This window comes from Nonomuraea sp. NPDC050451 (assembly GCF_044458585.1).
Map to the genome: position 1 here is coordinate 1 of NZ_JBITHZ010000081.1, position 15,279 is coordinate 15,279.

A 15,279-nucleotide genomic window follows, 5' to 3' on the forward strand; every position below is an offset into this window, starting at 1 on the left:
GGGGGAGTTCGGCTCCGTTGGCCGGGTTGACCGGGATCAGCCGGGCACGCACCGCCGCGTTCAGCGCGGTCCGCAAGGTGGCGTGGATCCGCACCACGGTAGCGGGCGACAGTCGGCGACCGCTCGGCGAGGGACGGGACGCGAGCGTCGCGAGCAGTCCATTGACGTCGCGAGAGGTGAGCTTGAGCAGCCGGATCCGTCCCAGGTGGGGGATGAGGTAGAGGCGGATGTGCGCGGCGGAGCCCTGGCGGGTCGACGGCCGCAGGGCATCCTTGGTGGCCAGCCAGCGTGCCAGCCACTGCCCGAGCGTGCATCCGGCCCCCGCGCCGTCGCGGTCGGCAGCGGCCAAGGCACGGCCTGCCGCCTGTGCTTCCCCGGAGTCGGCGTAACCGCCCTGGCGGACGCGCTGCCGTTGCCCGTCCAGGCCGCGTACCTGGACTGCGAAATACCAGCTGCCGTGATCGTCATCTACCGGCAGGCGCGGACACGTCACCCCTCGCTGACGTCCCGTTTCCGCATCCACGCAGCCGCATCGCCTGCTGACCTGCACACGAGTCTTTGCCATCTGTCCCACCTCCACCCTTCACGGTGTGCCACGACAGACGCGTCAGCCAGGGCTCGCACTCGATCAGGGATGACCTCAGGTCAAGTGTCCGGAGAACGGGGGAAGCTCAAGCCGAGAAGGAACCGATCAGTCGGCGTGACCGCGGGCTTGGTCACCTACGGCTGCAGTACGGTCAACTGGTGCCGTAACACCAGGATTTCGAACTCCTGTCACGATCGGTTCGGGGGAGCAGTTTCAGGGACGAGAAGGTGGTCGTCGCCGTGAGGTAGGCCAAGCGCAATAAACACGATTGACCATCGTGCCGCTCGGAGTGTGCGACGGGAGCGCAAGAGAGCGCATCGCCTCCATGACCTGCACGGATGAATATTCGGCACCCGAACCCTCATCGCCACCGCCCCATAGACGACGGACGAGCCACCTCACACCAACCCATGCACCAAGATCTTCTTCAGGACACCCCTAAACCCTGTCGAGCACGTCCGGGCGAGTCGACAGCAGCTCGTACCCAACCGCTTCCTGCGGAAGCCGGATGCCACTGACCAGCATGTTCCTGGCTCGTCCGGCGAGCGGGCCGAGCCACGCCGACACGCGCGCAGCGGAATCCGCTGGTACGGGCACGGCAGGCCGTTCATGGCCTGCCTCGAAAAGCAGTTCGTAGAGCGGAAGTGCCGGCACAACCGCGGGGAGGCCGGCGAGGACGGCGCTGGCGCAGGCCGCTGCGGGGATCTGCAGTCCTTGCAGATCCACGTCGCCGAAGTAGACGATCCGGTCGGGTCTCGGGGACAGCAGCGGTACCGACAACACCGCCGACGGGAACTGGTTACCGGTACCGTAGCCCACATGCCGTCCCGGACCTGCGGCAGCGTGGCGCCGCGTGGCCTCCAGAAGCGAGGTGTAGGTGTGGTGGTTCTCCGCGATCAGCAGCGCCGTACCACGAGGGTCGGGGCGCCCCGGAGCCCATTGCGAGACGAACGGAATGGGCACCGGGTGACAACGCAGCAGTTCGAGCGTCAGCGCCCCTGAGACGAACAGCCGGTTCGTCACAAGCCCATCAAGCCGTTTCTCATCGCCGAACAGCTCCAAGGACCGTTCTCTCATCGGCACGCTCGGCCTCGTCGCCCCTCCGTCGCGAAGAAAGGCGGCCACCGTCTCGAGCACGCTGAACTCGTCGTGCCTGGTTGCGATCCGTCCGGCGGATTCGAGCGCGGGCGGCCACACCCGTACGGTCCTCGCCTCGCGCACGACCCGTTCGCGAGGAGGGCGGCGGACCCAGAGCGGCATGGGAGGCGCGTCTCGCGTGTCGAAATGCCGGGAGGTGCTCGGGAATATCACCGACTCGGCAACGGCCAGCTCGTTCAGCGCGTCGCGGATCTCGGCACGCGCGGTCGGCGCCGTCGCCAGGCGCCGATCGAATGCGACCGCCGCGTCGTACAGCGTCTCGATCTCGACCTTCTGTCGCGGCGATGCCGCGACCTGCTCGGCGAGATGTTGGGCCAGGGAGCTCAGCTTCACGACGCAGCGCCGTCCGTCGTCTCATCACGTGTCAGGCGGACGCCGGTGATGCCCTCCACTGCGGATCCGAAACGTTCCTCCAGGACGACGTACCTCCGCGTACGGAGCGCTCCTGGCGCGTTGCGCATTCGCAGCACGTTCGGGAACTGGCCGACGGCGCCGAGGTCCTCCACCCCGGTGGTGTAGACGAGTTGCACGCCATGAGCGGTCGCCACCTCGCGCTGCAGCCGCAGGAGCGCCACGTGGCTCGCGGTTCCCAGCGGATTGTCCAGCACGAGGGTGCCGCCGAGCGCTGCCCTGCCCCTGCCCCGGTTGACGGCGCGCAGCCGAGCGAGTGTGCAGTAGAGCGCGACGCACACGGTCAGCTTCTCGCCACCGGAGAACTTGCCGAGGCGGGTCACGTCGACCGGTTCGACCGCCAGATCGCTGTTGGGTTTGAGTACTTTGACGGTGAACCCGCGTGGTGCCACAGCTTCGTGGACACATCGCTTGAGGAGGGCGAAACCTTCGGGTTTCGACTTCTCGACCACGATCCGGTCGACGACCGCGTCAATTCGTGCGTGCAGGTCCTCCTCGCTGCTGGGGCGGGCGAACCGGATTCGGAGGAAGTGCTGATCGGCCCATCCGCCCAGGGTTCCGGGCAGTTTGGAGTGCCGGTGTGCGGACTCCAGGTTCGCGAGCACGTCCTGAACCAGTGCGGCGATCTCCACCACGACGAGCCGCTGGTCGCGTCCGATGTCGGCGAGCTGGCCGTCTATGGTGGTGCGACGCGCCCGCATCTCTTCGGCGCGGGCGGCGGCACGCTCGCCGAGCGTTACGGGATCGTCACTGGTGAATCGATCTCTGATCGCATCGGGGATTCCGGAGAACCTGCCCTCCGACGCCAGCCTACGCACAGCGTCGATGGCTTCGTTCATCCTGATCCTCGCTGCGGTGACGATCTCCGTGGTAGAGGCCAGGCGACCGAGTACCGCCCGTGTCTCCGACTCGGCCCGCGCATCGTCGCCGTCGAACGCTGCCACTCCGTCCACCACGTCGGCCGGCGCGGCAGCGTCGGTGAGACGATGTGCGCGCTGTACGAGCACCTGCGCCGCGGTGTCCGCCTCGCTCGCAGCTGAGACCGCGTCGTCGGCCTCCCTGTTCAGGGCGGTCACCTGTCCACTCATGTCGGTCGCAGTCGCCGCCTGTATCGCGGCGAGCTCCCGCGCCTCGGCTTCGCCTGCGGGTTCGACGTCGAGCTGGGCGTGCCGCAGCCTGTCGCGCGGCGTCCGCTCAGCGACCTCTTTCCGCGCCTGTTCGAGCTGGAGAATGGCACGGCTCAGCCCCTGCTGGGCCTGGTCGGCCTTCGCCCGCGATCGGCGTCGCGCGATGGCACGCCGTTCAGGGTCCTGCCCATCGCCCGTTTCGAGCAACGACGCCGCACGTTCGCGGATGGCCTCCGGATATCCCGCGAGCGCCTGTTCGGCGCGTCCGCCGCGGCTGATGAGACCCGCGAGCCGTTCTGCGAGCACGGATTGCGCCGCCACCGTTTGCCATTGCGTGTCGAGATCGTTGAAACGGCTCGTCAACATGGACAGGGGGTCGTCCACCGGTGTGGCGACGTCCTCGCGGTCCGCGTCGAGGATGGAGATCGCGCGGCCTTCGCGTTCGTATCGTTCCTTGTTGGATCTGTGCTCGGCGGCTTCTCGCTCGGCGGCGCGCTCGGTCTTGCGCCACTCGTTGGCGCGAGTGGTGGCTTCGTCGGCGACCCGCGTGTACGCCCGGACGTCCCGGTCTCGTTGTTCGATGTCTCGCTCGAGTTCCGGCAGTGTTGAGACCTTGGCGACGAGGGCTGTCAGGCGCTCGATTCTGCCCGCGAGAAGGTTGAGCTTGTCGGACAGCCGTTGCTCCGTGGCCGCGTCCGTGAGGTCATGGGCTTCGAGTTCGTCGATCTGAGAACCAAGTGTCGCGTCGGTGTCGTCAATCATGTCGATGGCCTGCCGGCATTCCTCGGCCCTGATCTCCAAGGTGTGCAGGTATCCGGTTGGGCAGTCGCGCAGCAGGGATTCCAGCACCTCCAGCAGCGTTCGGTCCGCCTGCGTCTGCTGGTGGAGTTCGGCGATCCGCCGTTCCTGCTCATGGCGTCGCCGTTCACGTTCTGCCCGCGCGTGCTCCGCCGCGGCCGGATCGTACAACGCCGGGTCGCTGGGAACCGCCGACCATTCAGGGGCAGCCGCATTCAACGCCTGCTGCATCTGGGTCGCGGTGCACACGGTGACGTGGGCGATCGACCGGCAGCCCTGCTTTTCCAGGGCGAGGCGGGCCTTGCCGAGGTCGGCGTCCGCGACGACCACGCCCGCGGAGAGTTCCGCAACGATGGCGTTCCGCAACGCGCCGGCGCGTGCGGGCTCGGTCACCAGGTCACGCAGCAGCTCCCACCCCGGCCGCGCCGCCACTTCGCCGGCGATCGCCTCGGCAACGCGCTGGGCATCACGTGTGGTCGGGAGGAACGCGTCGGTGCGCAACCCGTCCAGCGCACGATCGTCGTCGGCCGCATCGACACGGGTTTCCACGATGACCGATTCGGCCGTCGAGACCGCATGTGTCAGCGCCGCTCGAAGGTTGGCCGCTTCGGCCCACAGATCGAGCCGCCCATCTTCGCTGAGCTCCATGAGTTCGGCGAACCTGGCGTTGGTGGCGAGCATGTTGACGCGAGCGGAGAGCTTCTCGTGGTCGGAGACGAGTTGATCCCGTTCGGCGTTCCTGGCGGCCCGCTCGGTCGCCAGGGCCCTCCGCTGCTCACTCAGTGATTTGCGCAGCGCTGGCCGGTTAGCGCGCCGCTTGCGTACCCCATGCAGCAGCTGGTCCGCCTCGTTCTTGGCTGCCCGTGAGTCGCCGAGGACCTCAGCGGGAACCGCTTCTCGATCGGGAAGGTCGCCCTGGTTGGTTGCGGCTTCGATGGCTTCGTCGATGCTTGCCATCTGCAGGCGGAGGTTGTCCGCGCGTTCCTCCGCTTTGGCGGAGAGTTCCCGGTTGGCGCGCACGCACTCCTCTTCGGTCGCGGCATTGGACCTCGCGGTCTCTGCCGCTGAGGTCTTCTGCTCCTCGGCGGTACGTTCGTCAGCCGCGAGAGCGGCGTAGCGAGCCTTTAGAACGGCCGCGGCGTCATCCCGTGCCTTGCGCAGCGGAGCGGTCTCTCGCTCCGCCTCGGTCATCTGCCGGCGCACCGATCGCGCTTGATCCTCTGCCTCCGCCCGCTCGGCCAGGGGGCCGACCGCTTCCCAGGCCAGGTCGTCATCCTTTGTGGCGGTGGCTGCCGACTCCGCCTCATCGGCTGCCTTGGTCACGGCAGCGAGCCGATATGTGGCCGCGATCCTGAGCAATTCATTCGCAACGTCGTTGACTCGGCCGCGTTCGCTGTCCAGTCTATGAGCCTCGCCGCGAAGCCGCTTCGCCTCCCCGGCGAACCATTCTCTGTCGGTTTCCTGCGCCGAAGCCGCGCTTTGGAACGCGGCTGCCAGCAGTGCGGCCGCCTGCCTCGCCTCGCCTACTTCTCGGTCCGCTTCTTTGGTGAGATCGTGTCTTTCGGCCAGCGTGTCAAGTTTGCCGGACATCTCAGCACAGAAGTCACGATCCACAAGCAGATCTGGTTTCCGGCCAAGGACGTCGATGACCTTCCGCAGATTGGCCGCGACGAGCTCCGGCTGAGCGCTGTCCACGGTCAAATCGATCAGGAAGTCGATGAACTTGTCCGTGGAGGGGAAATTGAACAGCTCGGCGACCCCGCCCTCCGAGTGGTTCATCTCCTTCTGATAGCCGAACAGGGTCGGATCGAGATTTCGCGCGATGAGTGTTTCGGTCCACAGGCCGCGCTGATCGGTGATCGCGAACGAGAACTGCTGCGGCCGTGACGCCGCAGCCTCCCGCAACAGGCGAACGAACTCGGACATTGGCCGGGTGCGGCCCGTTTCATCGTGAACGGGAAGGCGATCGAGATCGAGCACACCAGGCACCTCGAAGAACGAGTAGTACCAACCTCTGAGCTTTTCACGATCACGATCGGGGTCGACGGGTTTGCGGCGGTCGATCCATTCGTATACGGCTCCGGTGATGAGTCGCGGCGGGGGCAACAAGCTGTCGTCGGACTGCGCGACCCATTCGGCGACCGTGTGACTCGTGTCGCCGGAGGCGATGTAGTCCTCCAGATACCGCTTGACGGACCTGCCCATGAAGTCTTTCCGCAAGGGCAGGAGCAGGGCGAAGAAGAGGGACAGCAGACTCGACTTGCCGCCTCCGTTACGCAGCCAGAGGATCGAGTCAACGGGCTCACTCGAACCGTCTGCGCCTGACGACACGTCCAGCGTGAGATCCGTGAACCGGGCAGCCCTGTCGCCGACGTTCGCCAGCCGCAGACGAGACAGCTGATAGGTCACGGTGCCACCCTCCGGTCGTGGTCGCCACGTCTGAGGGCGGCCAATGCGTCGTATGCGGCGTTGCCGGCGAGTTCAGCGGCCTGGATCCGGAAGCGTTCGAGCAGTTGGAAGACCTCAGGACCGCGGGCAAGCGCCGACCGGGCGAGCGCTTGGTCGACCATCCAGGTGAGCACGTGCGCTATCCAGTAGGTGGAGGACGCGGGGGACCGGCGTGCCTTGCCCTTTCCTCTGTCCGCCTTGTAGCCGGGCGACAGACGGTCATAAGTACGCCACGCCTCGTCAAGCGATCCCTGTGCCTGCTCGGGTGTGCGCTTGAACCGTTCGCACGTCTCGCGGAGAAAGCGTTCGAGCTCGTCGACCGACACCCACCGAACTCGGTCGTCATCGAAGTCGGCCGGCGTCGGGAACGCGTAGGCGGCGATCGCGACGCTGACGAGTCCCACCAGCAATCGTTCGGTCACACCACCGACGTTCGGCAGGTCCGAGATGCGATAGGCGAAGACCGACTCGCGGCGCACACCGAGTACAAGTCCCAGATCCGAATCGGACAGCACCTGAGCGTCGAGTCCCTCGAGGACGCTGTCCACGGCGTTGCGGAACTCCACGTCGGCGCGGTAGCGGCTCAGCAGTGTGCGATAGTCGCTGTCCGCGCCAGGCCGCATCTTCGGACGCAGGGCGCAACCGATGAGCACACCCACATCGGCGAGATCGCGCTGGCTGAGGGTCATGAGGCATCCCGGTCCGCCACCGTCGCCCACCGGCTGAGCGCCTCCTCGTCCTGCGCGACGATCAGATCATCGCCCGACCAGCCGGGCAGGGTGATCCGCGCGCCATCGGCGTCGACCGCCGCCGCGGCGCCGAGGACACGGGCAGCCGTGTCCACCGCCGTGGACACATCCTGCGCCGTCTCTGGCGCGTACTTCCACAGCGCTGCGAGAACGATGACCTGCTCGACCTCCTCGGGCAGGTCCGCCGCCCGGGCCGAAAGCAGGAGATCCGACAGGCGCGCGGGCAGCCCGACCTCGTCCACCAGGCGCGCGGCGGCCCCCAACACCTCCGGAGGTATGGCAGGAGGATCGGGATCACCGAGCTCCTCATCGGGAACCGGCGGATCTTCCGGTGAAGGCGCGCGTCGTGGCGCGAGAAGGTCATCGACCAGGTCGGCGACGCGCACGACCCTCGGCACCTGGCCGCCTGACACCAGGACGGCGAAGGCCTCGGCAGGCTCCACCGCCACGTCGGCGCGCAGGACAAGCAGCGGGAGGAACAGGCCGTCCATGATGTCGGGGTTCCGCAGCCCGCCGACCGGCCGGAACGACTGGCGGGCCTGCTCGTCAAGAAAGATCGTCCGTGCGTTGACCAGCTTCCCGTGGAGCTCGGTGTGCCGTTGACGGCACTTCTCCAGCAGTGCTGCGATGCGCGCCGAGGCCTTGGCGACCTCCGGTTCGGTGTCGGGCGCGTCCAGCGCTCCTCGGAGATGGCCGAGCAACCTGGACTCTGTCGCGAGCCGTTCCTCCAGGTGCGTACGGTTGCGCTCCAACTGTTCCGGCACCTCCCTGACCCATTGGGGAAGCACGGTCCGAATGTCCCGCACCGTGTCCGCCAGCAGCGTTCGCAGCTCATCGGCATAGCGGATGGACAGGAGCAGCGATCGTTCGGCCGCCTTCTCCGCCTGTCCGAACGCTCCGCGTTCGAGCTGCCGCGCGAGCATGAGCTCGATCGCAGCCTGCTCGTCCTCGACGTCGAACTCCAGCCCGCCCACCAGGGCGTTGATGGCGTCCGTCGAAGCCCGCAGGACGTTGACGCCTCTGCGGTGATCCTCATGCTCGGTCAGCAGCCGGAACTCGGCCGTCCCGACCCGATGGCGGACCGAGCCGTCGTTGGCACGTCCGAAGATCGAGACCTGGTAGCTGAACGGCGCCTCGCGTTCCTTGCGGTTGAGCAGCGCGTCCACCACATACCGCGCCACCGCGCCGTGTTCATCGATGGAACGTTCCGGATGGGCGCCGGCGGCCAGCACGGCCAGCCCCGCAACCGCTTCGTCGTAGGTGACCTCGTGATCGAATCCCTGCTTGGCGATCACAGCATCGATGGCGGCCAAGGCGAGCGTCACGACGTCGTACTCGCATCCGCCCCACATCTGCCGTGCGGCGTTGTCCGCCGCGTCGGCCACCGGCCGGGCCCGCAGGAGCGCTCGCACGCGATCCCCGAACGACTCCTCGAACACCGCCCCGCCCACGGTCGAGAGATCGCTCACTGAGGCGTAACCCCCTTGGTGTGCCGACATCCGCCGCAACAGTGTGATGGCCGGGCAGCGCCCGCATCACAAGCCACTATCTTTTGATCGCGGAAAAGCCGGCTACGGTTACATGTGCGAGACGCGGGAGGGTTATCTCAAAGGCTCGTCCTGTTTCGACTATGAGAGAAATGCACTCCATCGACGGCAAGTCGGGGCGGGCCGTCGGCGACGTCAGGGACGTTGCCAAAGGTGGCAAACCGTGAAATCGAACTTGTAGCCGAAGCTGCCCCCTTGAAGATCCTTCACTCCGCGGACACCTCGCAGTGAGGCATATGGGCATTTTGGACGGCAGGGCCGGCTGCGACGGGCAGCAGATTTCGTCGGCGCACACCCAGATTCCGCGTCCGTCGGCTGTGGGGCCGATCTCCTCCAACGTCTGGAACCTACGCGGCATCTTGATTCGCTGCCATGCGCCTTGCGGAATACCAGCTCGGGCTGGTCTGCGGAGCCGAACCACACGGCACCGGAAGTACCGATGGCCACGTGCTCCAGCCGGTCCAACTTGACTGGCAGATCCACCTCCCGCCATTGATCGCCGTTTCGGCGACGAGCGAGGGTCTTGAGTGTGCTGTACACGTGACCCGCACACTTGGCGGCGTGCGAGCGGCGGGCTGATCTGCTTGACGGACATCCGAGATCAGGGGTTCGTTCCTGGAACGATGTCCATGATGGAGAGCATGGGGAAGAGGAAGCCGCGTCCTCGCTGCTCGTTCACGCCGGAGTTCAAACCCGAGACCGTTGAGTTGTGCCAGCGAGGCAATCACCCGATCCGTCAGGTGGCCCAGGACCTCGACCTGACGGAGACGGCGGTGCGGCAGTGGGTGCGGCGAGCCATGGCTTTCTTCGCCGAGGAGTTCGGTGAGCGTGCGCCCGTGCATCGAGGCCGCAAAGGCAGGTGCAGGTGATTGCCGTATGTGCCCGATTTGCCGGTCAAGCTTTGAGAAGGTCGTCGGCCCTACATCCTGGTTATCGGAAGATGGCGCACCCAGCAGAGCGACCGTCGCCTGTACGTGAGTGTTAGTTTGCACCGGGGCGCAGATCTATGCTAGGGACCACGATGCGATCATCAAACGCGGCGTCGGTCGTGCTCGGTGCGTGCTCGCGCGCCCAGACACGCCCCGTCATGACTTAGCACCGTTGGACACGCAAACTGTGTGTAGCCGGTACGGGTCGCCATCAAATGACATCTTGCGACACCTTCTGATCCGACGGTCGTTAATTCGAATTCTGCAGGGCGCGCTTTGATCATGGTCTGACTTGCCGTTTTGACGGGATCGGATGCGTTCTGGAATTTTCGTCCAGCGCTTGCGTGCTCGTGTGGACCACCCCCGCACACACCGTGATCCATTCACCGTCTCCGGCTGCTGCGGGAAGAGCAGCGGCCCCGCCTCGCCGGGAGAAGGCGGCGAGTGCGGGGCCGGATGCCTGATCCGACTGTCAGCTCCTCAGCGAGATGAGTTTGCCCGGTTGGGCCTGGTCTTCCTCGCCGAAGAGCAGGGCGGCGGTCTGCTCAGCCGCTGCGGTGTCCACCTGCGGGTAGATGGAGGGTGTAGGTGTCGGCAGTGAAGACGCTAGAGGTATGTCCCAGCGTTTCCTGCACCACCTTCATCTCCACCCCGGCCACCAGCATCAGCGAGGCCGCGCCATGGCGGAGGTTATGCAGCCGGATTGGCGGTAGCCCGGTCAGGTAGGCCAGCCAGAGGAATTGGTCGGAGACGTGCTGGGGATGCAGGCGGCTGCCGTTGGGTTGGGTGACGACGAACCCGCAGTCGGTCCATGCCTTGCCCATGGTCAGCTGGTCGCCTCCAGCCCGGCGTGGCGCGACCTGCACAGACGGGCCGGAGGCGGAACCGCGCCCTGAGCCGGGCCGCACCCCGAACCGGGTCACGACCAGGGTGACGATCCCCAGAGATCGACGCCCTGGGTTCGCACGCCTGTGGGTGCCAAGAACTCGGCAGCCGCGCGGGTAAGGGAAGCAGTGCGCTTGCCAGTTCAAGCCGCATGTGAGTACTCGTGGAGGACGCCGCCGAGCCGGTCTCGTCGGCGTACATTCAGGTCGATGATCCGCCCGGGGTCTGAATGATCCTGCTCGGGATGTCAACGGGGGAGTGCCTGCTTCCGCAGCTCTGCCCATTATTCAGTCTGTCTTTCTGGATGGTCCGAAAGGTACATTTTCTGGACGGCCTCACCCGTATCCTTCTAGGTTCCCCCGCGCCGCCTTGGTGAACGGATGGTCGGGGCCTAGCACCCGCTCGTAGTCGGCGAGTGTCTGTTCGAACAGCGGGGTTGCCCGGGCCAGGTCCCCCGCCGCCCGATAGGCGACGGCGAGGTCGTAGCGGGAGATCCAGGTGTCGGGGTGGTCGTCGCCCAGCACCCGCTGCCGGTCGGCGAGTGTCTGTTCCAACAGTGGGGTCGCCCGGGCCAGATCCTCCGCCACCCGATAGGCGACGCCGAGGTTGTTGCGGGAGGTCAGGGTGTCGGGGTGGTCGTTGCCCAGCACCCGCTCAAAGTCGGTGAGTGTCTGTTCGAACAGTGGGGTCGCCCGGGCCAGGTCCCCTGCCGCTTGGTAGGTGAGGGCGAGGTTGTTGCGGGAGGTCAGGGTGTCGGGGTGGTCGTCGCCCAGCACCCGCTGCCGGTCGGCGAGGGTCCGTTCGAACAGTGGGGTCGCCCGGGCCAGATCCCCCGCCACCCAGTAGGTGAGGGCAAGGTCGTCGCGGGAGGTCAGGGTGTCGGGGTGGTCGTCGCCCAGCACCCGCTGCCGGTCGGCGAGGGTCCGTTCGAACAGCGAGGTCGCCCGAGCCACGTCCCACGCCCGATAGGCGCCAGCGAGGTTGTTGCGGGAGGTCAGGGTGTCGGGGTGGTCATCGCCCAGCACCCGCTGCCGACCGGCCAGGCTGCGTTCGGAGAAAGTGACGGCGCGATGGACGGCTCCTTGCCCTGCCATGAAGGTCGCGGCCCTGTCGAGCAGGCTGGAGGTGGTGGGGCTGTCGGTGGCGAGAGTGGTGTGATCAGCGAGGGCGTCGATGTGGGGCAGCAGCAGGTGCCAGATAGGCCAGCGCGCGGGGTGATCGTGGGTGGCGGGACTGGCCTGGTTGAGCAGGTGGGTGGCGTGGTCGCGGGCGATGGCCAGGGCGGTGGCCTGCCGGTGCGGGTCGGTGGGGTCGCTGGTGCGGGCCACAGCCTGGACGAGCCGGTGCACCGTCACGGTGTTCTCAGTCAGGGTGAGCATGTTGTAGGCGGCCAGCACGCCGAGCGCGTCGGCCAGGTCTGCCGGGTCGGCCAGCGGGTCGAGCAGGGTACGAGGGATGGTGTCTGGGGCCCACCAGGCCAGGATGCGCAGCAGGTCACCGGCCAGCGGGGTGGCGTCGGCCAGGGCATCGAGGGTGATGCGCCAGATGCGGGCGATGGTGCGTTCGGCGTCCAAACCGCGGGCGGCCCGGTCGTACATCTCCGCCGGCCGCTGTCTCAGCAGTTCGAGGTAGGTGCGCGGGGTCAACTGGGCCTGGTGCAGGTATCCACCCGCCTGCTCGATCGCCAGCGGCAGGCAGCCCAACTCGCGCACCAGCTCCAGTTCCCCCTCCAGGCCTTCAGGGGCCTCCGCCCCAGCACCGGAGCTGGGATGGAGACCCGTAGCAATCCGGGTGACCAGGTCGACCGCCTCCTGCTCGCCCAGCACGTCCAGGCGCAGCACCTGGGCGCCCAGGCGATGCCAGCCCTCGGCGAGCCGGCTGGTCACCAGCACCCGCCCGGCCAAGGTACGGCCCAGCAGCGGCGCCACATCGGCAGGATCGGCGACGTCGTCCAGCACCAGCAGCCACCCCTCATGAGTGGCCAGCCAGCCAGCGGCTCGCTCGGCTAGCGCCTCCATCGGCAACGCCGCGGCCAGCTGCGGCTCCAGAGCTCTGGCCAGATCGGCCAGACCTATCTGCACCGCGGTGGGGCTGTCGGCGATGATCTTCCACACCGGATTGCATTGCTTGGCCTGGGCTAGGGCGTAGCGAGCGGCCAGCGTGGATTTGCCCACCCCGCCCAGCCCGTGCACCGCAGCCATCACCACCTCACCGTTGGTCCGCAGGGCCGCCTCCAGCTCCGCCAGCTCATCCCCGCGCCCGACGAACAACCCGGCATGTCCGGGGAGGTTCACCGTCCTCGGCGGAGCGGCCACCTGCTCTATCGGCCGCAGCCCTGGTAGCACAGTCTCGTGGACGGTCAGGTCTCGTCCGGCCTGATACACCCGGCCCTGTTCGGATGCCCACCCCTCCATCTGCATTCGATGATCAGCGCTCGTGGATGGTCTGGTCGCGGCCGGCCTGATAAACGCGGCCGTGCCCGCTGGCGGTCGCCTTCATCACCAGCGAACCGACCCGTTCCTGATCGGCCGGCTCCAGTACCGGAGTGAGCACCTCGTCCACCACGCGTTTGATCTCTTGAGCCAGGGACGGGTCGGCGCGCAGCAGCAGCTGCAGCCGGACCTGCCAGGTCCCGGCCAGAGCCTGCTCGGTGTCGGCGTCGCCGTCCCGGCGGGCCTCCAGCACCTGCTCGCGGACCTCGACCAGCTCAGCCTCGACGGCGTCGGCCTGCTCGGGCCGGACCTTACGCCAGAGCGCGACCGCACCGTCGCGAGCCGCCTGCCAGGTATCGGTGGCCATGGCCGTCACCAGCGCGGTGCCCGCAGCCAAAACGATCGGATCCACGTTGACCCCCTCACGGCCGAAATGGCCCTCACGGTAAGCCAGGCACAGCATGCGACCAGATCGCAGATAAGTACCGCCAGTCATCCAGTCCGACGGCGCGATCGCGAGATGTACCGGTCAAGCCGGACCAGGGGCTCACCGGGGGCATCGCGGACAGCCAAGGCGCCGTTACCACAGATAGTGACTCACTATCTGTGGTAGCGACTTCGGCCGGAAACAACGTGGGACCCCGCGTTGGGATCCACCACGGGGTCCCGTGTCCTTCGTCAAGAGGCCACTAGCCGTCGACGACGAACTTCTCGCTGGTCCTGCTGGAGAATGTGGTGTTCACGCCGGCGGTCACCTTGTAGCTGGCCACCAGTTCCAGAAGATCGCCCACGTCGGCGGTCCAGCCGCTGGCGATCTGGATGCGGATCTCCTCCCGGCGAGGTGTGTTGTTCTCGGGTTTCAGTACGCCCCCGCCGTGACCGGTGGCGATGGTCGTTGACTTGCTCAGGTTGCGGACCGCCACCCACACATCGTGCTGGTCCACATTCTCGTTCAGGTTCTCGCCGATCTCCACGTTGGCGATGGCGTCGAAGGCCGTCGTACTCCTGATGCCGTCCACCGTGAAGAACGTTCCCGCATCGACGGGGTAGAGCAGTTTGATCTCCGCATCCCATGGACCTGACATGATTCCCCCTTTGGAGAAATATGGGTTGTCTCGCTCGCCGGCCCGCTCCCGGGCGGGGCCCGGCGATGACTGGAACGTTATGGCGTTTGCCCATAGAGTTCCCATAGGGCGAACTCCCCATTGACATCGGCACGTCCAGCGCATAGCCGGGGCTCGCATGGGAGAACATGAGGGGCGTTTATCGTCGTTATCGGTCGGCGATTATCGTACTGTGCTGGAGTTCATTGCCTCCGCACTCCGCCGTGCCGGGCCAGCCTTCCCTGACATCGGCATCACCGGGCCGCTTCGCGATCTGTTCGATTCAGACTGGGTCGGCGCGTGCGAGATCGATCTCCGAGGTGAGGCCAGCCGCAGTTGGGCCGACACCCCTCATCCGCCCGACATAGAGCCACTCAGGTTCCACCAGGTTGCAATCGACCATCCCCTCACCCTGGCTTACCGAAGTTCCCGCACGCACGCCGCCCTGCGACTGAGCGATCACGCGAATCCTCGCAAATTATCGTCAATTCATAGTGGGTTCGGGGACGTGCTCACAGTTCCGCTGGCCGTGACGCCAGAGCGTATCGTCGCCCTGGCTTTAGGGAGTCCCTCGAAAGATTTCCCCCTGAGGCAATTTAGCCTCGCGCAACAGCTGCACCCAATCCTCGCGGAGATCTACTCGATTCAAAACCGCAGAGTCTTCCCGTCCGACGGCGAGCACGAAGCCTCTACCCCCTTCCACGATCAGTGCATCCCACTTACCGCTCGTGAACTCGCTGTACTCAACCTGATGGCTAACGGATTGATCGCCCAAGCGATCGCCAACCAACTCGCTATCTCCTCCAGAACGGTCAGCAAACACATCGAGAGCATCTACCGCAAGCTCGACACCCATGACCGAACAAGCGCAGTGCTGCGAGCGCAGACACTGGGCCTCCTGCCCGCTGCCCTGCCAACTTCCAAGTCAACGCATCCGACCAATCGGCCATAGGGTCAACCTTGCGGCCAGCGTCAGCGGCTCCATCCTCATCACCCTGTCGCGTCCTTTGTCGGGGGTATCACTCTAAGTGTGGAAATGATCACTCTGGGTAGATGATCGAAGGTAAAGATCAACCACACAGCATTCGGGGGAATGTGGATCATGT

At 66.4% G+C, this 15,279-nt stretch carries 9 protein-coding genes and 1 pseudogene; 1 reads left to right on the forward strand and 9 read right to left on the reverse strand.

The window, feature by feature from the left end; genetic code table 11:
• The 9 genes and pseudogenes from ACIBI9_RS66945 to ACIBI9_RS66985 all read right to left on the reverse strand — a co-directional run.
• A pseudogene (locus tag ACIBI9_RS66945) lies at positions 1 to 565 on the reverse strand (hypothetical protein); the annotation flags it as partial.
• A gap of 459 nt (positions 566 to 1,024) precedes the next feature.
• The gene (locus ACIBI9_RS66950) at positions 1,025 to 2,077 is read right to left on the reverse strand and encodes a Wadjet anti-phage system protein JetD domain-containing protein (protein WP_397239364.1); all 1,053 of its coding nucleotides are present in this window, start codon (positions 2,075 to 2,077) and stop codon (positions 1,025 to 1,027) included.
• The gene (locus ACIBI9_RS66955; RefSeq protein WP_397239366.1) at positions 2,074 to 6,489 is read right to left on the reverse strand and encodes a hypothetical protein; all 4,416 of its coding nucleotides are present in this window, start codon (positions 6,487 to 6,489) and stop codon (positions 2,074 to 2,076) included. Before ACIBI9_RS66955 ends, ACIBI9_RS66950 begins: the two co-directional genes overlap by 4 nt.
• Positions 6,486 to 7,217 carry a hypothetical protein gene (locus ACIBI9_RS66960; protein ID WP_397239368.1) on the reverse strand — a complete coding sequence of 244 codons (732 nt, stop codon included), beginning with the start codon at positions 7,215 to 7,217 and terminating at the stop codon, positions 6,486 to 6,488. The genes ACIBI9_RS66955 and ACIBI9_RS66960 overlap by 4 nt, the downstream gene beginning before the upstream one ends.
• Complete coding sequence (locus tag ACIBI9_RS66965; RefSeq protein WP_397239370.1) at positions 7,214 to 8,746, reverse strand: hypothetical protein; 1,533 nt, start codon at positions 8,744 to 8,746, stop codon at positions 7,214 to 7,216. The genes ACIBI9_RS66960 and ACIBI9_RS66965 overlap by 4 nt, the downstream gene beginning before the upstream one ends.
• Before the next feature lie 1,552 nt (positions 8,747 to 10,298).
• Positions 10,299 to 10,577, reverse strand: coding sequence for a tyrosine-type recombinase/integrase (locus tag ACIBI9_RS66970; RefSeq protein WP_397239372.1), 279 nt, complete (start codon positions 10,575 to 10,577; stop codon positions 10,299 to 10,301).
• Positions 10,578 to 10,973: 396 nt separating this feature from the next.
• Positions 10,974 to 12,953, reverse strand: coding sequence for a tetratricopeptide repeat protein (locus ACIBI9_RS66975; RefSeq protein WP_397239374.1), 1,980 nt, complete (start codon positions 12,951 to 12,953; stop codon positions 10,974 to 10,976).
• Between the two features lie 112 nt (positions 12,954 to 13,065).
• A complete protein-coding gene (locus tag ACIBI9_RS66980; RefSeq protein ID WP_397239376.1) occupies positions 13,066 to 13,482 on the reverse strand; it encodes a hypothetical protein in 417 nt (138 codons plus the stop codon).
• Positions 13,483 to 13,759: 277 nt separating this feature from the next.
• Positions 13,760 to 14,155, reverse strand: coding sequence for a hypothetical protein (locus ACIBI9_RS66985; RefSeq protein WP_397239378.1), 396 nt, complete (start codon positions 14,153 to 14,155; stop codon positions 13,760 to 13,762).
• A gap of 211 nt (positions 14,156 to 14,366) precedes the next feature.
• Between ACIBI9_RS66985 and ACIBI9_RS66990 the strand changes: the two genes are divergently transcribed.
• Complete coding sequence (locus ACIBI9_RS66990) at positions 14,367 to 15,125, forward strand: response regulator transcription factor (RefSeq protein ID WP_397239380.1); 759 nt, start codon at positions 14,367 to 14,369, stop codon at positions 15,123 to 15,125.
• The last annotated feature ends 154 nt before the right edge of the window (positions 15,126 to 15,279 follow it).

Bases quoted from the DNA above. Each gene is read 5' to 3' on its own strand.
- ACIBI9_RS66960 (WP_397239368.1), bottom strand. From the start codon at position 7,217: ATGACCCTCAGCCAGCGCGATCTCGCCGATGTGGGTGTGCTCATCGGT.
- ACIBI9_RS66985 (WP_397239378.1), bottom strand. From the start codon at position 14,155: ATGTCAGGTCCATGGGATGCGGAGATCAAACTGCTCTACCCCGTCGAT.
- ACIBI9_RS66970 (WP_397239372.1), bottom strand. From the start codon at position 10,577: ATGGGCAAGGCATGGACCGACTGCGGGTTCGTCGTCACCCAACCCAAC.